Source organism: Amycolatopsis benzoatilytica AK 16/65 (assembly GCF_000383915.1).
Classification (GTDB): Bacteria; Actinomycetota; Actinomycetes; order Mycobacteriales; family Pseudonocardiaceae; genus Amycolatopsis; species Amycolatopsis benzoatilytica.
Genome location: NZ_KB912942.1, coordinates 5,203,638 through 5,226,617, shown reverse-complemented (window position 1 = coordinate 5,226,617; position 22,980 = coordinate 5,203,638). Strand labels below are relative to the sequence as shown.

Annotated in this window: 24 protein-coding genes; 14 read left to right on the top strand and 10 right to left on the bottom strand. The window is 69.6% G+C overall.

The features are described 5' to 3' along the window. Positions 1–46 precede the first annotated feature (46 nt). Positions 47–2,590: an alpha-glucan family phosphorylase gene (glgP, locus tag AMYBE_RS0124015; protein ID WP_020661941.1), complete on the top strand. Its 2,544-nt coding sequence runs from the start codon at positions 47–49 to the stop codon at positions 2,588–2,590. 133 nt (positions 2,591–2,723) lie between these two features. Here the strand turns inward: glgP and AMYBE_RS0124010 are convergent, their stop codons facing one another. After that, positions 2,724–3,119 (bottom strand): rhodanese-like domain-containing protein, encoded by a 396-nt coding sequence (locus AMYBE_RS0124010; protein WP_020661940.1) that lies wholly within the window; start codon positions 3,117–3,119, stop codon positions 2,724–2,726. Then, a complete protein-coding gene (locus tag AMYBE_RS0124005) occupies positions 3,116–3,661 on the bottom strand; it encodes a cysteine dioxygenase (RefSeq protein ID WP_020661939.1) in 546 nt (181 codons plus the stop codon). The genes AMYBE_RS0124010 and AMYBE_RS0124005 overlap by 4 nt, the downstream gene beginning before the upstream one ends. Positions 3,662–3,934: 273 nt before the next feature. Between AMYBE_RS0124005 and AMYBE_RS0124000 the strand changes: the two genes are divergently transcribed. The 5 genes from AMYBE_RS0124000 to AMYBE_RS0123980 all read left to right on the top strand — a co-directional run bounded on the left by AMYBE_RS0124000 (position 3,935) and on the right by AMYBE_RS0123980 (position 8,550). Next, positions 3,935–4,747 (top strand): ABC transporter ATP-binding protein, encoded by an 813-nt coding sequence (locus AMYBE_RS0124000; protein ID WP_020661938.1) that lies wholly within the window; start codon positions 3,935–3,937, stop codon positions 4,745–4,747. 64 nt (positions 4,748–4,811) lie between these two features. Beyond that, entirely contained in the window at positions 4,812–5,591 is a 780-nt protein-coding gene (locus tag AMYBE_RS0123995; protein ID WP_020661937.1) for an enoyl-CoA hydratase/isomerase family protein, read from the top strand. Beyond that, the gene (locus AMYBE_RS0123990) at positions 5,588–6,553 is read left to right on the top strand and encodes a class I SAM-dependent methyltransferase (protein WP_020661936.1); all 966 of its coding nucleotides are present in this window, start codon (positions 5,588–5,590) and stop codon (positions 6,551–6,553) included. Before AMYBE_RS0123995 ends, AMYBE_RS0123990 begins: the two co-directional genes overlap by 4 nt. A gap of 1 nt (position 6,554) precedes the next feature. Then, a complete protein-coding gene (locus tag AMYBE_RS0123985) occupies positions 6,555–7,742 on the top strand; it encodes a THUMP-like domain-containing protein (RefSeq protein ID WP_020661935.1) in 1,188 nt (395 codons plus the stop codon). Positions 7,743–7,788: 46 nt separating this feature from the next. Then, complete coding sequence (locus AMYBE_RS0123980) at positions 7,789–8,550, top strand: HAD family acid phosphatase (protein WP_020661934.1); 762 nt, start codon at positions 7,789–7,791, stop codon at positions 8,548–8,550. Between the two features lie 48 nt (positions 8,551–8,598). On the opposite strand, the gene AMYBE_RS0123975 is transcribed toward AMYBE_RS0123980, so the two are convergent. From AMYBE_RS0123975 to AMYBE_RS0123965, 3 genes are all read right to left on the bottom strand, one after another. Next, a complete protein-coding gene (locus AMYBE_RS0123975) occupies positions 8,599–9,570 on the bottom strand; it encodes a chitinase (RefSeq protein ID WP_020661933.1) in 972 nt (323 codons plus the stop codon). Between the two features lie 118 nt (positions 9,571–9,688). Continuing rightward, complete coding sequence (locus tag AMYBE_RS0123970) at positions 9,689–10,237, bottom strand: dihydrofolate reductase family protein (RefSeq protein ID WP_020661932.1); 549 nt, start codon at positions 10,235–10,237, stop codon at positions 9,689–9,691. A gap of 208 nt (positions 10,238–10,445) precedes the next feature. Then, a complete protein-coding gene (locus AMYBE_RS0123965) occupies positions 10,446–12,053 on the bottom strand; it encodes a bifunctional NAD(P)/FAD-dependent oxidoreductase/class I SAM-dependent methyltransferase (RefSeq protein WP_020661931.1) in 1,608 nt (535 codons plus the stop codon). An 88-nt stretch (positions 12,054–12,141) separates the two neighbouring features. On the opposite strand from AMYBE_RS0123965, the gene AMYBE_RS0123960 reads away from it, so the two are divergent. Genes AMYBE_RS0123960 through AMYBE_RS0123950 form a run of 3 tightly spaced genes read left to right on the top strand, consistent with a single transcriptional unit; the run spans position 12,142 to position 13,597 of the window. Continuing rightward, a complete protein-coding gene (locus tag AMYBE_RS0123960; RefSeq protein ID WP_020661930.1) occupies positions 12,142–12,732 on the top strand; it encodes a helix-turn-helix domain-containing protein in 591 nt (196 codons plus the stop codon). 30 nt (positions 12,733–12,762) lie between these two features. Continuing rightward, positions 12,763–13,149, top strand: a complete 387-nt coding sequence (locus tag AMYBE_RS0123955) for an ArsR/SmtB family transcription factor (protein WP_020661929.1) — start codon at positions 12,763–12,765, stop codon at positions 13,147–13,149. Beyond that, positions 13,103–13,597, top strand: a complete 495-nt coding sequence (locus AMYBE_RS0123950) for an SRPBCC family protein (protein WP_020661928.1) — start codon at positions 13,103–13,105, stop codon at positions 13,595–13,597. Before AMYBE_RS0123955 ends, AMYBE_RS0123950 begins: the two co-directional genes overlap by 47 nt. 43 nt (positions 13,598–13,640) lie before the next feature. On the opposite strand, the gene AMYBE_RS42230 is transcribed toward AMYBE_RS0123950, so the two are convergent. Next, complete coding sequence (locus AMYBE_RS42230) at positions 13,641–14,873, bottom strand: alpha/beta hydrolase family protein (protein WP_034287213.1); 1,233 nt, start codon at positions 14,871–14,873, stop codon at positions 13,641–13,643. Positions 14,874–15,178: 305 nt separating this feature from the next. On the opposite strand from AMYBE_RS42230, the gene AMYBE_RS0123940 reads away from it, so the two are divergent. Continuing rightward, positions 15,179–15,589 (top strand): hypothetical protein, encoded by a 411-nt coding sequence (locus AMYBE_RS0123940; protein ID WP_020661926.1) that lies wholly within the window; start codon positions 15,179–15,181, stop codon positions 15,587–15,589. Positions 15,590–15,688: 99 nt separating this feature from the next. Here the strand turns inward: AMYBE_RS0123940 and AMYBE_RS0123935 are convergent, their stop codons facing one another. Then, a complete protein-coding gene (locus AMYBE_RS0123935) occupies positions 15,689–16,210 on the bottom strand; it encodes a TetR/AcrR family transcriptional regulator (RefSeq protein WP_020661925.1) in 522 nt (173 codons plus the stop codon). A gap of 42 nt (positions 16,211–16,252) precedes the next feature. Between AMYBE_RS0123935 and AMYBE_RS0123925 the strand changes: the two genes are divergently transcribed. Further along, a complete protein-coding gene (locus AMYBE_RS0123925; protein WP_020661924.1) occupies positions 16,253–17,227 on the top strand; it encodes an SDR family NAD(P)-dependent oxidoreductase in 975 nt (324 codons plus the stop codon). A gap of 365 nt (positions 17,228–17,592) precedes the next feature. Here the strand turns inward: AMYBE_RS0123925 and AMYBE_RS46695 are convergent, their stop codons facing one another. Then, the gene (locus AMYBE_RS46695; protein WP_020661923.1) at positions 17,593–18,960 is read right to left on the bottom strand and encodes a CoA transferase; all 1,368 of its coding nucleotides are present in this window, start codon (positions 18,958–18,960) and stop codon (positions 17,593–17,595) included. A 64-nt stretch (positions 18,961–19,024) separates the two neighbouring features. Between AMYBE_RS46695 and AMYBE_RS0123915 the strand changes: the two genes are divergently transcribed. Beyond that, positions 19,025–19,747 (top strand): IclR family transcriptional regulator, encoded by a 723-nt coding sequence (locus tag AMYBE_RS0123915; RefSeq protein ID WP_020661922.1) that lies wholly within the window; start codon positions 19,025–19,027, stop codon positions 19,745–19,747. A 32-nt stretch (positions 19,748–19,779) separates the two neighbouring features. Here the strand turns inward: AMYBE_RS0123915 and AMYBE_RS0123910 are convergent, their stop codons facing one another. Further along, positions 19,780–20,595: a helix-turn-helix transcriptional regulator gene (locus AMYBE_RS0123910; protein WP_020661921.1), complete on the bottom strand. Its 816-nt coding sequence runs from the start codon at positions 20,593–20,595 to the stop codon at positions 19,780–19,782. Between the two features lie 103 nt (positions 20,596–20,698). Between AMYBE_RS0123910 and AMYBE_RS0123905 the strand changes: the two genes are divergently transcribed. Continuing rightward, positions 20,699–21,058, top strand: a complete 360-nt coding sequence (locus AMYBE_RS0123905; RefSeq protein ID WP_020661920.1) for a VOC family protein — start codon at positions 20,699–20,701, stop codon at positions 21,056–21,058. A gap of 25 nt (positions 21,059–21,083) precedes the next feature. Continuing rightward, positions 21,084–21,497, top strand: a complete 414-nt coding sequence (locus tag AMYBE_RS0123900; protein ID WP_020661919.1) for an SRPBCC family protein — start codon at positions 21,084–21,086, stop codon at positions 21,495–21,497. Between the two features lie 233 nt (positions 21,498–21,730). Here AMYBE_RS0123900 and AMYBE_RS0123895 read toward each other — a convergent pair whose 3' ends face one another. Further along, positions 21,731–22,816: a C40 family peptidase gene (locus tag AMYBE_RS0123895; protein WP_020661918.1), complete on the bottom strand. Its 1,086-nt coding sequence runs from the start codon at positions 22,814–22,816 to the stop codon at positions 21,731–21,733. Positions 22,817–22,980: the final 164 nt, after the last annotated feature.

The window sequence follows — 22,980 nt, the reverse complement described above, 5'->3', positions numbered from 1 at the left end:
CAATCCCCGAAGCGGGCCGCGGCCGAGCCGGATATTGTCGCTGACCATGCGTGCAGTCCGCCGGTTCACCGTCCGCGCCAGCCTGCCCGAGCCGCTCGCCGGGCTCGGCGCACTCGCGACCAATCTCCGCTGGACGTGGCATCCGCCGACCCGCGACCTGTTCGCCTCGATGGACGCCGAGCTGTTCAACAAGATCCGCGACCCGCTGCGGATGCTCACCGCGCTGCCGCCGGAGCGCCTCGAAGAGCTGGCCCGCGACGCGGACTTCCTGCAGCGCACCCACGAGGCGGCCGCCGACCTGGAGCGCTACCTCACCGAACCGCGCTGGTATCAGCGGCGCACCGACGAGGGCCTGCCGCGGGCGGTCGCCTACTTCTCGATGGAGTTCGGCGTCACCGAGGCGCTGCCGAATTACTCCGGCGGCCTCGGCGTGCTCGCCGGCGACCACCTCAAAGCCGCTTCCGACCTCGGCGTGCCGATGATCGGCGTGGGTCTGCTCTACCGGTCCGGCTACTTCCGCCAGGGCCTGTCGCTGGACGGCTGGCAGGTCGAGCACTACCCGGTGATCGACCCGAACGCGTTCCCGCTGGAGCTGGTCGCCGAAGGCGGCCGCCCGGTGCTCGTCGAGGTCGCCATGCCGGGCGGACGCGACCTGCACGCGCAGATGTGGCGGGCGCGCGTCGGCCGGATCCCGCTGCTGCTGCTCGACACCGACATCGAAAGCAACGACGAGGACCTTCGCTCGGTCACCGACCGGCTGTACGGCGGCGACGCCGACCACCGCATCCGGCAGGAGATCCTGGCCGGCATCGGCGGCTTCCGCGCGGTGCGGAAGTTCTGCGAGCTGACCGGGCACCCGCAGCCGAAGGTCTTCCACACCAACGAGGGCCACGCCGGATTCCTCGGCCTGGAGCGCGCCCGCGAGATCGTCCAGACCGACCGGCTCGCCTTCGACGAGGCGCTGCCCGCGGTCCGCGCCGGCACGGTGTTCACCACGCACACGCCGGTCAGCGCGGGCATCGACCGCTTCCCGGTCGACCTGGTGCAGCGCTACTTCTCCGACGGCCGCCTGGTCCCGGACGTCGACGTGCGGCGCGTCCTGCAGCTCGGCGCGGAGGACAACCCGGGCCTGTTCAACATGGCGCACATGGGGCTGCGGCTGGCGCAGCGCGCGAACGGCGTGTCCGAACTGCACGGACGCGTCACGCGCCGGATGTTCTCCCGCCTGTGGCCCGGTTTCGACGACGACGAGGTGCCGATCTCGTCCATCACCAACGGCGTGCACGGGCCGACCTGGGTGGCTCGCGAGCTGAGCGCGCTGCTCGGCGGCAACCACGAGGAGTTCGGTCACGAGGGCCGCACTCCGGGCAGTTCGCTGCGCGACGGCGTCACCGACCAGCAGCTGTGGGAACTGCGCCGCGAGCTGCGGGAGAAGCTGGTGGGCGAGGTCCGGCGACGGGTGCGCGCGGCGTGGATGCAGCGCGGCGCGTCGGCGCTCGAACTGGGCTGGACGGACCGGGTTTTCGATCCGGACGTGCTCACCGTCGGCTTCGCCCGCCGCGTGCCCACGTACAAGCGGCTCACACTGATGCTGCGCGACCCGGACCGGCTGCGCGCGCTGCTGCTGGACGAGAAACGCCCGATCCAGATCGTGATCGGCGGCAAGTCGCATCCGGCGGACGAGAACGGCAAGCAGCTGATCCAGCAGATCGTGCGCTTCGTCGACGATCCGCAGGTGCGCCACCGGATCGTCTTCCTGCCGGACTACGACATGTCGATGGCCCGCTACCTCTACCGCGGCTGCGACGTGTGGCTCAACAACCCGGTGCGGACGCTGGAAGCGTGCGGCACGTCCGGGATGAAGTCGGCGCTCAACGGCGGCCTGAACCTGTCCATCAAGGACGGCTGGTGGGACGAGTGCTACGACGGCTCGAACGGCTGGGCCATCCCGACCGCCGACGGCGTCACCGACCCGCTGCGCCGCGACGACCTCGAAGCCGCCGCCTTGTACGACCTGCTGGGCCAGCAGATCGCGCCGCTGTACTACGACACCGGCGCGGAAGGAGTGCCGACCGGCTGGCTGTCGATGGTGTGGCACACGCTGGAAACGCTCGGCCCGCGCGTGCAGGCCTCCCGGATGGTGCGCGAGTACGTGGATTCCGGCTACCTGCCTGCCTCGCGGATGGTCGCCGCCGCGACCGAGGACGGCAACCAGGGCGCGCTTTCGCTGGCCGACTACCGGACCAAACTGGAGGTCGCCTGGCCGCGGGTGCGGATCTTCGACGCCGAACTCGAGTACGACCACACCGAACGGCTCGTGGTGGGCACCGAGGTGACCATCCGGGCCCGGATCGACCTGGCCGGCCTCGAACCGTCCGAAGTGGATATCCAGGCGGTGGTCGGCCAGGTAGGCGACGGCGACGAACTCGCCGATTCGGTCCAGGTCGAGATGGCCCCGGCGGGCATCGGCGCGTTCGCCGCGACCCTGCGGCTGCCGCGCGCCGGCTCGGTCGGCTACACCGTGCGGGTACTGCCGAAGCACCGGCTGCTGGCCAGCCCCGCGGAACTGGCCCGGGTCGTCCTGGCCTGACCCGCGTCGCAGCGCCGGTCGTCGGTGAAGGGCCCCTTGAGGGACTGAGATGCCGTGAAGGGAACATTGAGGTACTCAGAGTCCCTCGATGTTCCCTTCACGGACCGCCGCGCAGCCACGCCCGGACCGGCGGCTACCGGACCGCCGGGGAGCCGCCCGCCTGGACCGGCAGTCCGGCCGCGGCCCAGGCCCGGAAGCCGCCGACGAGATCCGTCGCCCCGGCCAGCCCGAGCCGCTGCAGATCCGCCGCCGCCAAGCTTGACGCGTAGCCCTCGTTGCACACCACCACCGCGACCGTCTCCGCGGTGACCCCGGGCAGCCGCCACTCGCTGTCCGGCGCCAGCCGCCACTCCAGATGGATCCGCTCCACCACGACCGAGCCCGGGATTTCCCCTTCGGCGGCCCGGTTCGCGTGCGGCCGGATGTCCACGATCAGCGCGCCGTCCGCCTGCAACTGAGCCGCCCGCGCCGGCTCCGCCCGGTCCAGAGCGGACCGGGCGGCGGCGAGGAAACGGTCGATCGCGGTCACGGCCGCACGATCGAGGGCAGCGGCGGAATTTCGTTCGGCACGTCGGCCAGGCTCGCATACTCGCGCGTCTGCACCAACGGCGGCGAGTAAGCGTGCACGCTCGCCGCGGGCTCGTCGCTGACGCCGAGCACCTGGTGCGCGCGCCCGGCGCCGAACCCGATGCCCTCGCCGGCGGCGTGCGTGCGGCGGCGGACCGGGCCGCCGGGGTAGCGGTACTCCTCGCCGAGTTCGCCCTGCAGCACGGTGAACGAGCCAGCCGCGCCGCCGTGGTCGTGTGGTTTCGTGTGCTGGCCGGGCAGCCAGGACAGCAGCCACAGCTCGACGCCGCCGGTCAGCGCGAGCCGTGCCCACCAGCGCTGGTCTTCATCGAACCGGAGAATGCCGCGCAGGCCGGTGGTCAGTTCCGTGGCGACGGCGCGGGTCAGGCCGGCCAGCTCGCGCGGCGTCCACAGCAGCCGCGACGGGTGCAGCAGCTCGGCGAGCAGCGGATCGGTCAGCCGGGGATGGATTTCGACGTCGTGGCGGACGATGGACGTGGTCAACGGGGTGCTCCTGGGGCGAGTCGGAATGGGCCGGGCACAGCGCGCCGCGCCGGCGAAGGGCTCAGCGCCGCGCCCGGGTACATCCGCTGGAAGCCACCAGGAGCAGGTCGATCGCACGACGGCGCCACAGAGCGGGCGCGGCGGCGGTCACGGACCTGGACATGCCTTCGATGCTGCCACAACCGTCCGTTGTACGGCCGCTTGTCCCAGCCGCTGGACGGTTACCCCCGGGCGGGTGCGCACGGGTGCGCGGGCGACCGCCACAATGGGGCCGTGAGCGAGCCGATCCTGCCCAGCGATCCCGACGACCTCGTCGTGCGGATGTCCGGTGTCGGCGTCCGCCGCACCGGAAACGACCTCCTCGCGGCCCTGGACTGGGCGGTCGAGCTGGACGAGCGATGGGTGGTGCTCGGCCCCAACGGCGCGGGCAAGACCACTCTGCTCCGGCTGGCCGCCGCCGAGCTGCACCCCACCTCCGGCACGCTCGACCTGCTCGGCGACCGGATCGGCAAGGTGAACATCTTCGACCTGCGCCCGCGCATCGGGTTCACCTCCGCCGCGATCGCCCAGCGGGTGCCGGGCGACGAGAAGGTGTCCGACGTCGTGGTCAGCGCCGGCTACGCGGTGATGGGCCGCTGGCGCGAGCAGTACGACCGGATGGACATCGACCGGGCCGGCGAGCTGCTCGGCGCGCTCGGCATCGGACATCTGGCCGAGCGCACCTTCGGCACGCTGAGCGAGGGCGAGCGCAAGCGGGTGCTGATCGCCCGGTCGCTGATGACCGACCCGGAGCTGCTGCTGCTCGACGAGCCGGCGGCCGGCCTCGACCTCGGCGGCCGCGAGGACCTGGTGGCCCGGCTGTCCGAACTGGCGATGGACCCGGACGCGCCGGCGATGGTGCTGGTCACCCACCACGTCGAGGAGATCCCGCCCGGCTTCACGCACGCGCTGCTGCTGCGCGAGGGCCGCGCGGTGGTGTCCGGGCTGGTGGACGACGTGATCACCAGCGAGAACCTGTCCAAGACGTTCGACCAGGACCTGGTGCTGCAGCGCTCGGGCGAGCGGTTCTTCGCCCGTCGCCGGTAGCTTGTCCTTACCGGCCGGTAGCCTTTTGGCAGCCCGTCAACGCCCGTTCACGAGGAGGAGTCGCGTGGGAGAGTTCGTAACCCTGGAGGTCGAGGGCGGGATCGGCACGATCCGGCTCGACCGGCCGCCGGTCAACGCGCTGAACAATCAGGTCCAGGCCGAGCTCGCCGAGGCCGCGCGCGAGGCGTCCGACCGCGACGACGTGCGCGCGGTGATCCTCTACGGCGGCGAGAAGACCTTCGCCGGCGGCGCGGACATCAAGGAGATGGCTTCCCGCACCTACCCGGAGATCGCGAAGTTCGGCGCCGAGCTGACCGCGTCGCTCGCCCGGGTCGCGAACATCCCGAAGCCGGTCGTCTGCGCGATCACCGGCTACGCCCTCGGCGGCGGCCTGGAGCTGGCGCTCACCGCGGACTACCGGGTGGCGGGCGACAACGTGAAGGTCGGCCAGCCGGAGATCCAGCTCGGCATCATCCCGGGCGCCGGCGGCACTCAGCGGCTGACCCGGCTGATCGGCCCGAGCAAAGCCAAGGACCTGATCTTCACCGGCCGGTTCGTGAAGGCCGACGAGGCGCTGAAACTCGGCATCGTCGACGAGGTCGTCGCGCCGGACGACGTGTACGCGGCCGCGCACAAGTGGGCGTCGCAGTTCGCGAACGGCCCGGCGGTGGCGCTGCGCGCGGCCAAGGCCGCGATCGACTCCGGGCTGGACGTCGACCTGGCCACCGGCCTCAAGATCGAGACCCAGCTGTTCACCGCACTGTGGGCGACCGAGGACCAGAAGAACGGCATGCAGTCGTTCATCGACAACGGCCCGGGCAAAGCCGTCTTCGAGGGGAAGTGACTTCCGTGTCGGACCCGGCGCCGAATCCGCACGCCACCGCCGAAGAGGTCAAAGCCGCCTACGACGACCCGAAGCTGGCGAACGTCCTCTACCACGACTGGGAAGCCGGGACCTACGACGAGAAGTGGTCGATCTCCTACGACGAGCGCTGCATCTCCTACGCCACCGACGTGTTCAACGCGGTGGCCGGCGACGACGGCCAGCCGTACCAGCACGCGATGGAGCTGGGCAGCGGCACCGGTTTCTTCCTGCTGAACCTGATGCAGGGCGGCGTCGCGAAGAAGGGCTCGGTCACCGACCTGTCACCGGGCATGGTGCAGGTCGCGCTGCGCAACGCCGAGGGCCTCGGCCTGGACGTCGACGGCCGGGTCGCCGACGCGGAGCGGATCCCCTACGACGACAACACCTTCGACCTGGTGGTCGGGCACGCGGTGCTGCACCACATCCCGGACGTGCGCCAGGCGTTCGGCGAGGTGCTGCGGGTGCTCAAGCCGGGCGGGCGGTTCGTGTTCGCCGGCGAGCCGACCAAGATCGGCGACCGGTACGCGCGCCGGCTGGGCCAGGTCACCTGGTATCTCACCACGAACATCACCAAGCTGCCCGCGCTGAGCGGCTGGCGGCGGCCGCAGGAGGAGCTGGACGAGTCATCCCGTGCCGCCGCGCTGGAGGCCGTGGTCGACATCCACACCTTCGACCCGTCGGAGCTGGAAGCGATGGCTCGCGGCGCTGGCGCTCAGGACGTGCGCGCGGTGACCGAGGAGTTCTCCGCGGCGCTCGCCGGCTGGCCGATCCGCACCTTCGAAGCGGCGGTGCCGCAGGAGAAGCTCACGGTGCGCTGGCGGCTGTTCGCCTACCGGCTGTGGCTGCGGCTGTCCGCTTTGGACAAGAAGCTGCTGTCGAAGGTGCTGCCGCGCGAACTGTTCTACAACGTGATGATCACCGGGACCAAGCGGCCGTCCTGAATTGCCTTACAGTTTCACGCTCGACGACGTCGCCTTCCTCCGCTCGGACGCGGGGAAGGCGGCGCTCGCCGGCTGTTCCGAATTGGACGCGTCGCGCATCGCTGACGTCGCTGCCGCGCGGCGTGCGGTAGGGGAGCAGCGCGCGGCCGCGGTGCTGGAGACCGTGTCCCTGCGCCGGAAATCCGCCGGAAAGCTGGAGTCCTCTTCGGACTGGCTGTTCACCGGCGATGCCGTCCAGCAGGCGAGCGCCACTCCAGTGGCCCGCCATCGCGCCGCGCGGCTGGCCGGCCTGGCCGTGCACGACGTGACCTGTTCGGTCGGCGCCGATCTGATCGAACTGGGCCGGGTGGCCCGGGTGGCGCTGGGGTCCGATGTGGACCCGGTGCGGCTGGAAATGGCCCGGCACAACGCCGCGGTCGCCGAGGTTGCGGTCCTGGTGGCTCGTGCGGACGCATTGCGCCCGGTCTCGCGGGATGCCGCGGTGGCCGCCGACCCGGCCCGGCGCGATTCCGCCGGCCGCCGGGTCTGGCGTCCGGCGGATTTCCTGCCGCCGCTGGACGAACTGGTCGACGCCTATCCGGGCCGGATCTTGTCCGTGAAATGCGCACCTGGCATGGACTTCTCCATCGCGCCGTGGGCGGACGAGGTCGAACTCGTGTCGCTCGACGGTCAAGTCCGCGAGGCGTGTCTGTGGCGCGGCGTTTCCTCGGGCGTCACGCGCCGGGCGACCGTGTTGCGGTCGGACGGTACACAGTGGACTCTGACGGACTCCCTGCCGGATGACATTCCGGTCCGGGATCCCGGGGAGTGGCTCATCGATCCGGACGGCGCGGTCGTCCGGGCCGGCCTGGTCCGGCATTACGCCGCCCAGCACGGATTGTGGCAGCTGGACGAACGCATCGCTTACCTGACCGGGGACACACCGCCGCCCGGGGTGCGGGCGTTCCGGATCCGGGAACAGCTGCCGTACCGGGAGAAGACGCTCGGGCAGGCGTTGAAGAAGCTGGACGTCGGCCGGCTGGAAATCCTCGTGCGTGGCTTGGACGTCGACCCGGACGCGTTGCGTCGCAGGCTGAAGCCGCGCGGCCACGACGAGTCCACTGTGGTGCTGACTCGGATCGGCCGGTCGCCGGTGGCGTTCGTGTGCCGCGCTGAACGCATACCTACGGAGGGTTTTCATTCCGGTTGACGGAGCGTAGATTCTCCGGGTTCCGAATGATCACTGGAGGGTCGCTGTGTCTCGTTTTCCCGCTCTAGTCAAGCTGGCCGCCGCCGCGGCGATCGGCGCCACCGTGGCCGGCGGTGCGACCGCACTGGCCGGTTCGGACGCCGTCACCGCCGCGCACGGCCGGGAACCGGCCAACGTCGGCCAGGCAAAGCTGGACGTCAAGGCGTACTACGGCGACTGGATCGACGCGTCCGGCAAGCACCACTACTCCGAAAGCAGCCGGTTCGTCGCCGACACCAAGCGCGTGGTCGCTGACGCGAAGCGGTTCCTGCAGCAGAAGCTGGGCACGGTGAAGAACCCGGCGATCGTGCTCGACGTGGACGACACCGCCGAGATCACCTACGGCTGGGAGGTCGACAACGACTTCGGCTTCGACCCGGTGAAGCAGCAGAAGGCCATCGACGAGGGCACGTTCGGGCCGAACAAACCGGTGCTGGAGCTGGCGAACTGGGCCGCCGGCCACGGCGTGCGGGTCTACTTCCTGACCGGCCGCAACGACCGGCAGGGTCCGCAGTCGCTGAAGAACCTGGCCAACGAGGGCTACCCGGCGCCAGCCGGCGCGTACTTCAAGCCGAAGACGACCCCGCCGGACTACCTTCCGTGCGGGCTGACCTGCAACACCGTGCAGTACAAGTCGGGCACCCGGGCGCACATCCAGGCGACCGGCGCGCACATCGTGCTGAACCTCGGCGACCAGTTCAGCGACCTGGAAGGCGGCTACGCCGACCGTCCCGTGAAGCTGCCGAACCCGATGTACTACCTGCCCTGATTTCCGGTCGCGGCCCGGGTCCCGCGCCGGGCCCGGGCCGCGCCCGTCTCATCCGGTGTAGCCGGCGAAAATCTTCGAGAACTCGTACGGCTGCTGGGGAACGTTGGTGCACTTGTACAGCGCGCCGGTGCACGCGTTCGCGTCGCGGCCGACCTCCCACATCGACAGCATTCCCAAGTGGACGCTGCGGGCGAAGTCCACCACCGCGGTGGCGTCCTTCTGGTAGAAGATCTCGTTCTGCGAATCGTTCACGCCGATCATCGGAGTGAGCCCGACTTTCTGCCAGGCGTCCGCATCGGACAGTCCGAGCGCGGATTTCAGTTGCGCCTGCGTGGATTGCGCCGCCTGGATCGCCTTGGCACCCTGGTCGCCGGCACCCTGGTAGTAGTCCATCGCCATCACGTTCACCAAGTCGAGGTTCACGCCGGCGTTCTTGGCCGAGGTCACCACGTTCAGCCCGTCGGAGGTGAGGCCGCTGGGCAGCACTGGCAGTGTCAGCGAGATCTTCAGACCGGGATTGGCGTCCTGGACCTTCTTGAGCGCCTGCGACCGCTTCTGGATCGAGCCCGGATCGGCGACCGCCGCGCCCTCGATGTCGACGTCGATGTACTTGAGGGCATAGGCTTTGACCACCGCGTCGTACTCGGCGGCCAGCGAATCGACGTCGCCGCACGCTTGCGCGAGCTCGACGCCGGACGCGCCGCCGAAGGAGACCTTGACGTCCCCGCCCGCTGCGCGAATCTTGGCGATTTCGTCGGATTGCCAGCCTTGCCGGGGATCGTAGGCGGCGAACCAGCTGGCCTTGCAGCCTGCTCCGGTGACGAAACCGAGCGAGAAACTCTTGACGCCGCTCTGTGCGGACATGGTGGAGAGCACCGGAGTCGGCCAAGCTCCCATGTCCACATACGGTGCGAGCGGAATCGAAGCACTGGCTGCGTTGGCGGTGCCCGAAGGCACCGCCAACCCGGCGACAGCCAGCAACCCGCCGAACGCGGCGGCCAGTTTCCGGGGGAGACGCATGAGTGGAACCTCCACGGTGAGGACCGGCGGGCGGAAAAACCCTGTCCATGTGGTATAGACCAATAGTCGCGTGGAGGCCATCGGCCATTCGGATGCCGCGCCGTCCCGCTGACCGGGACTAGCGGGCCGGTGCGTACCGCAGATCGACCGCCCGCACCGGGTCCCCGTCCCAGATCCGCTGCCACCGGACCGGCTGCCCGCCCGGGTTGTCGAACAGCCGGACGCCGGAGCCGAGCATCACCGGCAGGAGGTGCACGGCGAACTCGTCCACGAGCCCGAGTTCCAGGCACTGCCGTGCGATGTCCTGGCTGTGCAGCTCGAGATCCTTCCCGCCCGCTGCTTCCAGCCCTGTCTCGACGGCCTCGCGGAGGCCGCAGTCGAGAAACGTGATGCCGTTTTCCGCGGGCGCGTCATCGGGGTGATGAGTGAGGACGAAGATCGGCCCGGTCCAGCCGCCGCCGTAGGGCTGCTTGCCGACCTGGCCAGGTGCCTTCGCCACTGCGGCGTCGAACCCGCGTCGTCCGCCGAGAATCGCCCCGATGCGGGCAATGGCCGCTTCGTGCACTCCCGGGGCGACGTTGACGCCCGACATCCAGTCCATCGCGTGGCCTTCGCCCGCTACGAAGCCGTCCAGCGACATCGCGACGTGCCACAACACTTTGCCCATGAGGTGCTCCCTGCTCCGGTCGGTTCGGTTCGCAGGGGGTAGACCGGCGGGACCGCCAAAACTCATCGGTCGGTTCTTTGTCCCGATGCCAGGCGGCAGTCCGCGCCGTCGCGATGCGTGCCTTGTCAGCCCCGGCGCGGTGCTGCCACGCCGGGGCTGACCGGTACTGCCCGCAGCACTCTCCAGGCCGGGCCTGGCCCCGACCGGCTCACCCCTTCCGGGCCACCAGCACCGTGTCCCGGGCCGCCATCTCCGCTCCGTCCGCCCCGGCAGCCGTCCGCTCCCGAAGCTCCGTCACCACGGACGCCCACGACGAGTCCAGCGTCTTCGCCACTTCCTCCGCCGTGAACACCATGTCCGCCAGGTGCGGCCGCGACGCGTGCGGGTCGGTCAGGTCGTGTCCGACCACGAGCAACGTCCCGCCCGGTGACACCGCGTCCGCCAGCCTCTCGAACGCCGCTTTCCGCGCCGTCGGCGGCACATGCAGGAAATGCGACGTCGCCAGATCGAATTTCGCTGCGGGAACCCACTCGGCGAGATCCGCGACCACCCAGGAAATCCGTTCCGCCACCCCGAGTTTCTCGGCCTGTGCCCGCCCGCGCTCGACCGCGGTGACCGAGAAGTCGACTGCCGTCACCTGCCAGCCCCGCTGCGCGAGCCAGATCGCGTCGCCGCCTTCGCCGCAGCCGGCGTCCAGCGCGTGGCCCGGTTCGAGACCGGTCGCCTCGGTCACCAGCTGCTCGTTCGGCCGCCCGCTCCAGATCTCCGGACGCGACCGGTACCGCTCCTCCCAGGAGCTCTGGTCGAACGGCGACGCCTCGTGCTGATGCGCGTTGACCCGCCTCGCGACCTCGCGTTCCATCTCATGCGAGAACGGCTCCTGCGCCAACCGTGCCGCGGCCTCGGCCTCCTCCATGACAAGTTCCCCATTGATCGCCGCGCCGGTCTTGAGTCCTGCCACTGCTGCTACGACTACCTGCGCGTGCATGTCTGTGACGTTCCCGGCGACCCACAGCCCCGGCACCGACGTCGTACCGGTCGGCTGCGCCGGCACCGCTGTGCCGACCACGAACCCGTCTACCTCCACCGGCGCTGGCTCGATGCCCAACGGCGCAAGGAAATCCGCCCGAGCGGTGAACCTCGGCGCGACGACCAACGCCTCGCGCGCCACGACCTCGCCCGATTCGAGCCGGACGCCGGTCAGCTGGCCGCTCTCCGTTTCGACTGCCGCGACCAGTCCGTCCACGATCCGGATTCCCCGCGCCCGCAGCTGCGCCTCGTCGAAATCCCCATACGTGTGCCGGAACACGACGACATCGTCGGTCAGCTGCCGCCACATCAGCGCCTGGTGCACGGTCATCGGCCCGGTCGACAGCACGCCGATCGCCTGGTCGCGTGCCTCCCAGCCGTGGCAATACGGGCAATGCAGCACGTCGCGGCCCCACCGCTGCGCCAGTCCGGCCACCTCGGGCAGCTCGTCGGCCAGCCCGGACGCGACCAGCACCCGCCGCGCCCGCACGCGCCGGCCGTCCGCCAGCGAAACCGTGAACTCTTCCTCGGCGCGGGACACCGACGTCACGGTCTGCCGGACCACTTCGCCGCCGTAACCGGCCAGCTCGTCCCGCCCGATCGCGAGCAGCTCGGCCGGCGGCGTGTTTTCCCGGGCCAGATAATTGTGCACGTGTCCAGCGGACGCGTTGCGCGGCTCGCCCGAGTCCACCACCAGCACCGACCGTCGCGACCGGGTGAGCGCCACCGCCGCGCTGAGCCCGGCCGCGCCGCCGCCGACCACTACGACGTCGTACTTCTCGTCCACTGGATCCTCCTGAATCGTCGCTGCTCCTCGGACTATCCGCAGAACCCGCCGACTTGACAAAGATATTTGCCGAAGTAGCAAATAGGGCATGAGCGAAGACGGCCAAGACCCCGGCGAGGTCCTGAACGCGGTCGGCCCGCGACTGCGTGCGCTGCGCAAACAGCGGAACGCGACGCTGTCCGGGCTGTCGGAAACCACCGGCATCTCGGTGAGCACCCTGTCGCGGCTGGAGGCCGGTCAGCGCAAACCGACCCTCGAACTGCTGCTGGCGCTGGCCCGCGCGTACCAGGTCCCGCTGGACGAACTCGTCGGTGCCCCGCCGATCGGAGACCCGCGCCTGCATCCGAAACCATTCGTCCGGCAGGGCCGCACCTACCTGCCGCTCACGCGCCGGCCGGGCGGAGTCCGCGCATACAAGATCGTGCTGCCGCCGGAGCAGCACGCGGAGCTGCCGGAGCTGCGCGTCCACGAGGGATACGAGTGGCTGTATGTCCTTTCCGGACAGTTGCGCCTGCGCCTCGCCGAACACGACGTTGTCCTGCAGCCCGGCGAGGTGGCCGAGTTCGACACCCATGTTCCGCACTGGTTCGGCAACGCAGGCCAGCCCGTCTGCGAACTGCTCGCTCTTTTCGGCCCGCAGGGGGAGCGCTTCCACGTCCGTGCCCGGCCCGCCTCTTGACGCATACCCATATCGGAATATGATGGGCGCATGGCACGGGCCGCGACCACGACCGACGTCTTCAACGCGGTAGCCGAACCGAGGCGCCGGGAAATCCTGGACGTTCTCGCCGGAGGCGAGCGTCCGGTCGGCGACCTGGTCCGGCTGCTGGGGCTGGGGCAGCCGCAGGTGTCGAAGCACTTGCGGGTGCTGCGGGAGGTCGGCGCGGTGCAAGTGCGCGAGGACGGCCGGCAGCGGCTCTACCGGCTGAACGGCACCGCGCTCAAACCGATTCACGACTGGGTCCGCCGCTACGAGCGGTCCTGGGAGGACCGGTTCGCGGCGCTGGACGCCGTACTGGAGGAAATCGGCTCGACAGAGGAGGACGATCATGGCGGAAACGACGAGCGGCACCGCGAAACTGACCCTGCCCGCTGACGACCAGATCCGGATCACCCGGGACTTCGCCGCCCCCGCACGGCAGGTCTACCGCGCCTGGACCACGCCTGAACTGGTGAAACGCTGGTGGGCGGGCAAGCGGGGGACGGTCACGTCGGTGGACATCGACCTGCGGGTCGGCGGCCGCTGGCGCTACGTGATGGCCGCGGACGGCGGTTTCGAAGTCGCGTTCCACGGCGAGTACCGGGAAATCGTCCCGAACGAGCGGCTGGTCCACACGGAGGTCTACGAAACCCCGGAAGTGTCCGAAGTGGATGCTCCGGTGGTCACCGTGACTTTCGCCGAATCCGATGGCCGCACAACGGTGACCATGCTGACCCGTACGCCCACGAAGGAACTCCGCGACGCGATCATCGAGTCCGGCATGGAAACCGGGATGCAGGAATCGTTGGACGCCCTGGAAGAAGTCGCCGTTTCGCTCGCCTGAGCACCCGGTCTGGCCGCAACGTCTCAACCAGACCGGGCCCGCTTCAGGCGGCTCGCGACACCTGCGTGAACCACCGCACGATGTCCGCCGTCCCGGCGACAGCGGAACCGAGGTGCCGAGAGCCGTGGTAGTCGGGCGTTCCGAGCTCGACCACCGGTGCGTTCACCTGCCTGGCCGCGAAAGCGGAATGGCAGCCCGCGGTGTTGTCCGTGACGGCCTGCTCGTCGCCCGCGGCCTGATACAGCCGAATCGGCGACTGCGTTGCCCAGTCGGCACACACACTGTCCGCGACCTGTAGCGCCTGGCGGAACTGCTGGTTGGGTTGTTTCAGCAGCGCAAGGCCGCGACTGGTGAGCAACTGGGAAATGCTGTCCGGCAACGCTGCCAGCATCTTGAGCCCGGGCGTGCTGCCGTCGAACAACGCGTCGACCCGATCGGCATACGGTGCCCGAAACACCTCGCCCGGGCTTCGGTACAGGTGATGCAGCCGATTCCAGGCAACAAGCAGGTAGGCGGTGTAGGCGACCGCGGTCTTTCCGGTAATCCGCCCGTCCAGCAGCGCGGGGAGTTCGGCGCGCTGGAATTCGTACGCACCACTGATCGGCGCGACGCCGGCGAGCTCGAACCGCCGATCCGCCCCGGCTTGGACCGCTCGTGCCAGCCCGAGAGCCGCAGAAGCCCCTTGGGAAAAACCGGTGACCAGCACCTTCCGCTCCAGCCTCCGCCCGGTGCCAGGCACGAAGGACCGAGCCGCGCGCAGCAGATCCAACGACGCGGTGGTTTCGGAGGGGACGTCCATCCACGGATGCGCGCCAGGCCCCTGGCCCAGTCCGAGGTAGTCCGGTGCCACGGTGGCGAAACCGGCTGCCGCGTAAGTGACTGCCGGCGCGGAAAGGAAGCCGCTGGGCTCGAGCGAGGACGGTGCGTCCGGCCGGTAGCTCTCGGTGCCGTGCGCGAACGAGACCGTCCACAATGCCCGCGCGCGACTACGGGGAAGTGCCAGCAACCCGCTGGCCGTAGTCGGCCGACCAGCGGCATCGATCGTGCGGTACTCGAGCCGGTAGAGGTCGACGCCGTAGACCGCGGCAGCTGAGTCGAAGCCAGCATGACCGAGCGCGGCCCTGGCGCTGGCCGGGTCCAGCCCGGACAGGTGGACGGCCGACACCACTCGCCCGCGATCGTCCTGGCCTGAAGCCGACACCGGGACAGCTGTGCCCAAGGCAAGCGCCCCCGCCGCGACGACCGCGGCTGTTCTGGACAGAAGGGAGATCAGCATGGCTAAGACGCTAGGAAAGACGAGTCCCGCCCACACGCCAGGCGACCGGAGGGTTTCCGGTAGGGAAGGCCCTACTGGGAAGGCGGGGCGTCGTCCGTTGCGGTCGGTGCCGCGCCAGACACCTGGGCGCTCCTGCCCGCCGACCAAGCGACGGCGACGTCGACTCGCGTACTGCCATTGGACCCGCCGCTGGAGATCGAGGGCGCAGTGATCACCCGCGAGTTCCGGAAGGACGAGGGCTGTACGGCGTTGATGACGGGCGCATTCCGCGACTCCGGCGGGAGATCGGCCGGTACGCTGCGACAGTGGTCGATCTGCGCGCGGTACGTCGGGTCTGCTTCGAGTCCGCTCGGTTCACCGGCGGGACACTGGCCGATTTCCGTATCCCGGGCGCCACTCCGAATTTCTGGCAAGCGGTAGTCGAGTATCGCGACCGGACTGTCGCGGTCGTCGCTGCCCAGGATCTGCCGGTGCTTGCGATCGCCCGCCCGCGCTCGTTCGACTTCACGCCGACCCGGGACTGGAGCCCGCTCGAGTTCGTCGACGAACCGGAGCTGTCCGCCGTCCTCGCCGGCTACGCGGAGTTCCGTGTGCTCGCCCCCGCTGATCTCGAACGCAGTTTCGTGGCCGCGGAGTGGCCCCATCTGCTGCCCGCCGACGTCGCGCACTGGAAGCCCGTGACGGTCGGCGAGGCACTGTTCAACTACTGGGACTGACTCGGCGAGGGTGAGGTATCGCCGGACGCCGACGCGGCCCGGCCGGGAAGACGTGCGGGCGGTCGAAGGAGTGGCCAGGGACGGCTAGGGGCGGCTAGGTCAACGCCCGCAGTAGAGGTCGATCGCGATCGTCATCCGGGTGCGGAACTCGTCCCGGGTGACGGCGTTGTGCTTGATCCCGGCCGCCGTGCTGATCAGCGTGTCGGCCACCGCGTCCGCGCGGTCGCCGCCGATCGCTTCCGCGACGATGTCGCGGAAGCGCCGCGGGTACTCGGCGGGAAGGTCGCCGAGCAGATCCGGGTTCGCGTCCACGAGCACGTCGATCTCCGCGGACATCGGTCCGACGTACCGGCCGCACCACTGGTCGAACGCCTCGGCCAGCCGTTCGGGCAGCGACTGCCCGGAATCGGCGAGGGAACGCCGCGCGGCCTCGACACCGTCTTCGAGCGAGTGCTGGACGGTGGCGCGGAACAGCTCCGGTTTGGACGAAAAGTGGAAATACAGTCCCGGGCGCGAGATGTCGGCAGCCTTCGCGACGTCGTCCATCGATGTCTTGCGATAGCCGTAGCGCGCGAAGACCTGCAGCGCCGACTCCAGTACCTGAGTCCGCCGATCGGTCATAAACCCACTATACAAGATCTGTTCAAGACGTATAGTCGGGGCATGTCGCACCACTCGTTGATCCGCACTTCCTTCGGAGCTGGCAGCACCGCCGACGACGTCGTGGCCGGGCTTGACCTCGCGGGGGTCCGGGCGATCGTCACCGGCGCCACGTCGGGCCTCGGCCGCGAAACGGCCCGCGCTCTCGCCTCAACCGGAGCCGAAGTCACCCTCGCCGTGCGCAATCCCGCACGCGGCGCCGCCGTCGCTGCCGACATCACCGCGACCACCGGAAATCCGGCAGTCCAGTCCGCTCGCCTCGACCTCGCCGACCCGGCCGCCATCGCCCGGTTCACTGACCGCTGGGAGGGGCCACTGCACCTGCTGATCAACAACGCCGGCGTCATGCTGTCGACGCTGGGCCGCACCCGGCAAGGCTGGGAGCTGCAGTTCGCGACCAATCACCTCGGCCACTTCGCACTGGCCGCCGGATTGCATCGCGCGCTCGCCGCCGGCGCGGCCGAACGCGGCGGCGCGCGGATCGTCGCGCTGACCTCGGGGGCGCACATGTACTCGCCGGTGGTCTTCGAGGATCTGCACTTCGTCCGTCGCGCCTATGACCCGCAACTGGCCTACGGGCAGTCGAAAACGGCGAACTCGCTGTTCACGGTAGAGGCGACGCGGCGGTGGGCAGCGGACGGCATCGTCGCCAACGCGGTCAATCCCGGCGGCGTTTCCACTGGCCTGCAACGAGATTTTACCCAGGAGATGAAGGATCACCTGGACCGGTTGGAGGCGGCCGGCGTTTTCGCCTACAAGACCGTCGAACAAGGCGCGGCGACCACGCTCGTCGCAGCGACCGCGCCGGAGTTCGCGCGCAGCGGCGGGCATTACCTCGACGACTGCAACGAAGCGGCCACCGTCGCCGACGAAGCGGAGTTGGCCGGCAACAGCCATGCCGTCAAGCAGTGGGCGTGCGACCCGATGGCAGCGCAACAGCTTTGGGAGGTCTCCGTCGACCTGATTCGGCAAAACTGACCGGGCCGCGGGCCTGCCGCCGCCGTCGCCAGGGAAGGCGCGGACGGCCGCTGGCGGTGCGTTATCGACAATCCGCTCGGACCGGCGACGTAAACGTCCCGATCGTCCGGGCTGCCAGGCCTGACACGCGCATTGGCCGTGGACATCGCAATCGTGGCTCGGAGCTGGCGAGGAAGCCGGTTCGATCGTCGCCGCGGATCGGTGCCGCCGGGAGCATCCGCAACGGCGATCGATTCGCACCGACCGCCGACCGGGCTGTCGCGACGTCGCAACCCCGCGAACCCCCGGTCTTGCCCTGCCTGCGACGATCGCAACGGCGACCAAACCGCCCGGAACGCCGATGTGCACCACGCCAACGACGACGTTCACCACGCCAACGGCGACGTTCCCAGCAGATGCGGAGGCTTCGGAACAGGCGTCGGCAACCCGCCGAAGTCCAGTGGCAGAGCAGGTTCGACGATCGTGCCCATCGGACCCTGGGTCGGGTGCCGACCGATCGCCGGCGCATCCGGCCGGGGGAGATGGCGGACCTGCTCCAGCGGAAACACGCCGAGCTCCTGCACCCAGGTGCACACTCGCGCCAGCTCGACCCGCACTCGCCAGCTGCCCCCTTCGACGGCGCGTCGGCGCACGGCCGCCAGCACCCCGGCAGCACCGAGGTAGGCGGCCAGGTAGTCGTTGAGCAAGTAGGTCGGCGGCAACGACGGAATCCCGTCCCGCGCCTCAGCTTGTGCGAATCCCGTGGCGGCGCAAGCCAACTGATCGAATCCGCCACGACGCGCCCACGGCCCGTCCGCGCCCCAGCAGTGAAAATCGAGCGCGACGAGGCCCGGAGACCGCGCAGCGAGGGTTTCCGCGTCGAAACCCCGGGCGGTCATCCCGCGGTAGGCGTTGACGAAGACGTCAGCCTCGGCGCAGAGCTCGCCGAGCCGATCCGCCTGGCCCGGCTCGCGGAGGTCGCAGTAGGCGTTGCGCTTGCCGCCGCCGGTCAGCGCGATCATCGCCTGAGGGTCCGGCAGGTCCGGACGCGTGACATGCAGAACGTTCGCCCCGAACGCGGCGAGCAGCTTGGTCGCGAACGGACCCGCGATGACATGCGTGAGGTCAAGCACCCGCAACCCGCCGAGCGGGGGCCAGTGGCCGGTTTCCGGCAACGGGCGCGGCTCGGCGTCGCCGATGCGCTCCAGCCGGATCACCGGATGAGCCAGACTCGCCTGTCCGACGGCTGACGCGCGCCATTCTTCGGCACTGCGCACAACCGCCGCGACACCGCCGGCCGCGCACACTGCGTCCTCAAGCGCGAACGCGTCCCAATGCTGGGCAGCTTCAGCGATCCGATCCCGCGACGGCGGGCAGTTGAGCACCTTGCACACCGCGTCGCGCTGGTGCGGGTACGTGGTGATGAGAAAGATCCACCGCTCGTCTCGTGCCCGGTAGAAGTCGTTGTTGCCGAGCGCGGCGGGGTCTTCGGCGAGATGATGCGCCGGCTGGCCGTTGATCGTGGTCAGATACGAAGAACGCAACTGGTCGACGGCCTCGTCAACACGCACCCGGACCGGTTGCCCGGTCTCCGCGATCGCGGCGATCTGCTGCCCGAAAAGGGCGATCGCGGCCGCGGCCGATTCGCCGAGCCGGTGCGGCGACGGCGTCACCGGATCGGCTCCCACGATCTGGACTTTTCCTGCCTCGACACCCAGGTCCGCCGCTAGCGCGGCAACGATTTCTTCGCTCATGACACCAGCATTTCGCGGTCTCGGCACCGCTGAGCGTCTTTCCGGATATGCGTAAAGTGTGGCCATGGCCGGACAACGCGCGCTCAGGCGAGCGGATCAGATCCTCGATGTCGTGGCTCGCGCGCCAGTTCCGTTGACGTTGTCCGAAATCGCGGCCGCCGTCGACGCCCCGGTCAGTTCCACTCAGGACCTGGTCCAGGAACTTCGCGCCTGCGGATACCTGGTCGCCGAGGACCGGCGATACCGGCTGGGCCTGCGCCCGCAAGTACTGGGACTGCTGGCAGGCGCTTTCACCGCCCCGGCGGGCTTGCACCACGGCGAACTCGAACGGCTCAGCCAGACGGCCCGCGCTCCGCTGGCCCTCGCGGTGCTGGTCGGACGGCAGGTGCTGTACCTCGACCACGCGGGTCCGCGTGCGCCGCAACGGATCCAACGGGTCACCGACGAACACGCGCCGCGTCCAGCCCTCCGGACAGCGGCTGGCCGGCTGCTGCTGGCTTTCGCCGCGGACCGTGACCGGGAAGAGCTGCTACGAGCTGAGCCGAACGTCGAGCTGGTCCAGGCGTTCCACGCTGAACTGCCGACGATCCGGGCGCAGCGGATCGCCCGCAGCGACGGGCTGGCCGACCCGGACATCCGCGCGATCGCCGTCCCGGTCTTCGACCGGGCAACCGTGGCGGCCGCGATTATCGTTGCTGCGCGCCGATACCGGGCGGGGCAGCACAGTCCCGCGCTCGATGCCGCAGCGAAGCGCCTGGTCGCGGCACTAGGCGAGCGGTCCAGCTGACTTTGGGTTCTCGGACCTCTGATCGTATGGGCCTACCCGCGGCCACCCGGCCTGAGCAGCCCGCGCAACGCGGTCGGCGTATGACCCAAGTGCTCACGAACCGTCCGGCACAAGTGTGCTTGGTCGGCGAAACCGAGGTCGGCGGCAAGGACCGCCAGACTCGGCTCGCCGCTCGCCAGCCGGTCCATCGCACGGGAAACCCGGACCCGGTTTCGATAGCGCGTCAACGAAACCCCTAGCTCGCGACGGAAAACCCGACTCAGCCGATAAGGCGAGACGTCCAGCAACGCCGCGAGCGAAACTAGTCCGTCCGCAGCCGGATGACCGTCGTTGATCGCAGCGCGGGCCCGAGCTGCCAGCGCCCTGTCGTGGACCCCCGCCCGGCCACTGTCCGGAAAAGTCGACACCACCACCTGCCGAACGGCCTCTGCCACGAGTTCGGCCAGCCCTTCCTCGCCCGCGTCGCCAGCAGTGCGCGCCGTCGCGAGGACTTGGCGGTGGGCAAGTTCGAGCCTGCCGTCCACATACAACGATCCGCGAGCCAACCGGGGTGCATCGCCCGCGAAGGCGCGCCAGAACTCAGGGGTCAAGCTGATCGACGTGCACTTGTCACCGCCTGCCGGGTGGGCGAAATGTTCCTCCTCGCCCGGCAGTCCGAGGTAACCGACAGTGCGATCAAGGTCCACGTCGACGCCGCGCACCCGTCGGCGAAACCCGCCCTCGCGCACGAGGACGAGCCGCACGTCGTCGCGCGGCTGCTCGGCCGACCATCCGCGGTGGTCGTCTTGGCAGTCCACCGCAGCGACGGCGAATTCCGTACGAGTCGCGAGAGCTTCAAAGGACAGCACCGTCGCAGGCTATGCGGAGGGTCTGACAATTCCGCAAAGATCTTCAAGACCGGACAGCGGCTTCGGCGCAGGCTGGTGCAGACCGAACCCGAGGAGGTACGCCATGCCCGCACTGGTCCAACTCGCCACAGTCGTGCTCGACTGCGCCGATCCCGCAGCACTGGCCGAGTTCTACCAAGAAATCACCGGCTGGCCGACGACCGCCAGCGACGAGGACTCCGTCTACCTGGGCGACGGTGAGCTCCAGCTCGCCTTCGTGCGGGTCGAGGGCTATCAACCGCCCGCCTGGCCTGGCCCCGGGAAGCAAGCCCACCTGGACTTTCTGGTGTCCGACCTGGACACGACCATCGCCCGGCTGCGCGAACTCGGCGCCAGGCAGCCCGACTTTCAACCCGGCGAAGGCCAATGGGTGGTCCTGGCCGATCCGCAGGGGCACCTTCTGTGCCTGGCCGCACGCGACTGATCCGCTGACGAGACAAGCAGGAGAGATGGCTTCCATCCGCAAGGAAATCACGATCGAGTCCAATGCCGAGGCCGTGTGGGAGGTGATCGGCGATTTCACCGCCGGCCCCTCGCGCATGGCCCCCGGTTTCGTGACGGACACCCGCCCAGAGGCCGACTGCCGAGTCGTCACCTTCGCCGACGGCACTGTGGTCCGCGAACGACGCGTCGCGGTCGACCACGACGCGCGCCGCATCGTCTACTCGGTCGTCGACGGCACCGTTAAACCAGAACATGACAACGCTTCCATGCAGATCATCGCGGATGGCGCGCAACGGTGCCGGCTGGTGTGGATCCGCGACGTACTCCCGGAGACGCTCGCTGCACCGATGGCCGACGCGATGTCGCGCGGCCTGGACGTCGTCAAGCGGACCCTCGACGTCCCGCGATCCGAGACCTGAGTCCGGCGGTAACGAGGTTTCGCACCGGGATGACCGAGTGCGGAACCCCGCCCGGGTGAACGAGAAGGCTCGGGTATCCGCGCCGGCGAGCCAATTGGCGAGCGGTCGCAGATACCCGAGCCGACCCGCAACGACCCGGGAGTCCTAGCCGAGCAGTCTCAACGAGACGACCGCGTCCGCTCTGCCGCGCACGGCGGACCGGCACGGCAACACCGTGGCCGGCCCGGACGGCGTCAAGCAGTAGGCCGCCCGGCACCCGCGTAGTCGTCGCCCGGCTTCCGGTACGGATGAACCTGCACCGCTTGCCCGGTTTGGGGCGCGTCGATCATCTGCTGGTTCCCGATGTACAGCCCCACGTGATGGATCTTCGTGGCCGGCTCGCCGTAGAAGATCAAGTCGCCCAGCTGCGGCTCGTTCACGCGGGTGACGCTGCGGAACTGCGTGTCGGCCGTGCGCATCAGTTTGATGTCCGCGCTCGCGTACGCGGCTGTCGTCAGGCCCGAGCAGTCGAATCCGGGATCCGCGTCGTGGGTGCCGTTGCCGCCCCAGACATAGGGGAGCCCGATCTGGTCGATCGCGAAGTCGACCGCGGTCAGGACTGCCGGGTTCGGCGGCTGGGCGCTTTGGCCGACCGTGCCGTAGACGTTCATCGTCGCGAGCGTCCGGTGCAGGACGACCGGCGCCGGTTCTAGCGTGGCGACGCCGTTCCACCAGTCCGTCGCCAAATCGCGACCATTCGCACACAGCGCCCGGCCGGCGGTGAGGGCCGCGTCGTCGACGTTCTGGATGTCCGGCTTGCCGCCGGACGCGCTCCGCTGCCACTTCGACCACACCTCGGGGGAGAGCTGCAACGGCCCGGCAGCACCCGGCGTCGAGACGACGCGGTGGTAGAAGTCGCGGACTTCGACGGTGCCCAGCGGCTTACCGAGAGTCCCGTTGTCGCCGATGTGGCCACCCTGCGCACGCCCGTGGTCGCTGGTGACCTTCCCGATCGCGGCAAGGGTTATCCAGGAAAGGTGACACTCCGGCTGTTCCTTGCTGAGCGTGACGGTCGCCTGCGCGTACCCGTTCATCGCCCGCAGCGGGATGTCGAGCCATTGACTCGTCCGCGACGCCCACGGCCCGAACTCGCCTGGCTGCGGCACGCCCGGCTGAGCTGGCACCGCGGACGCCGACGGCGGCAACGAGGCAGCCGCGCTCGCCGGAGCGGGCGCCGACGTCGCCGCGACGTTCCCGGGCTCCGCTTGGCCACGACCGCCAGGCAGAACCTGGAACGCGACCGTCACCGCGGCGACGACCACGACAACCGTCGCCAGCACGACCGCGACTCGCCGATTCCGGGCAAGAAAGCCCGCCTTCGCTGGACCCACGGTCCCGGTGCTCGAGGGCTCAGCCGTTTCGCCACCCAATGGCGACACGCTGGTCGACGTAGAAATCTCGCCGCTCTGTGCCGGGAGACCGGGGCTGTCGCCATTGAGCGGCG

Excerpts from the sequence above, each read along its gene's own strand:
- glgP (WP_020661941.1), top strand. The coding sequence starts at position 47 with ATGCGTGCAGTCCGCCGGTTCACCGTCCGCGCCAGCCTGCCCGAGCCG.
- AMYBE_RS0123975 (WP_020661933.1), bottom strand. The coding sequence starts at position 9,570 with ATGCGTCTCCCCCGGAAACTGGCCGCCGCGTTCGGCGGGTTGCTGGCT.
- AMYBE_RS0123970 (WP_020661932.1), bottom strand. The coding sequence starts at position 10,237 with ATGGGCAAAGTGTTGTGGCACGTCGCGATGTCGCTGGACGGCTTCGTA.
- AMYBE_RS0123960 (WP_020661930.1), top strand. The coding sequence starts at position 12,142 with ATGAGCGAAGACGGCCAAGACCCCGGCGAGGTCCTGAACGCGGTCGGC.
- AMYBE_RS0123955 (WP_020661929.1), top strand. The coding sequence starts at position 12,763 with ATGGCACGGGCCGCGACCACGACCGACGTCTTCAACGCGGTAGCCGAA.
- AMYBE_RS0123950 (WP_020661928.1), top strand. The coding sequence starts at position 13,103 with ATGGCGGAAACGACGAGCGGCACCGCGAAACTGACCCTGCCCGCTGAC.
- AMYBE_RS42230 (WP_034287213.1), bottom strand. The coding sequence starts at position 14,873 with ATGCTGATCTCCCTTCTGTCCAGAACAGCCGCGGTCGTCGCGGCGGGG.
- AMYBE_RS0123935 (WP_020661925.1), bottom strand. The coding sequence starts at position 16,210 with ATGACCGATCGGCGGACTCAGGTACTGGAGTCGGCGCTGCAGGTCTTC.
- AMYBE_RS0123925 (WP_020661924.1), top strand. The coding sequence starts at position 16,253 with ATGTCGCACCACTCGTTGATCCGCACTTCCTTCGGAGCTGGCAGCACC.
- AMYBE_RS46695 (WP_020661923.1), bottom strand. The coding sequence starts at position 18,960 with ATGAGCGAAGAAATCGTTGCCGCGCTAGCGGCGGACCTGGGTGTCGAG.
- AMYBE_RS0123915 (WP_020661922.1), top strand. The coding sequence starts at position 19,025 with ATGGCCGGACAACGCGCGCTCAGGCGAGCGGATCAGATCCTCGATGTC.
- AMYBE_RS0123905 (WP_020661920.1), top strand. The coding sequence starts at position 20,699 with ATGCCCGCACTGGTCCAACTCGCCACAGTCGTGCTCGACTGCGCCGAT.
- AMYBE_RS0123900 (WP_020661919.1), top strand. The coding sequence starts at position 21,084 with ATGGCTTCCATCCGCAAGGAAATCACGATCGAGTCCAATGCCGAGGCC.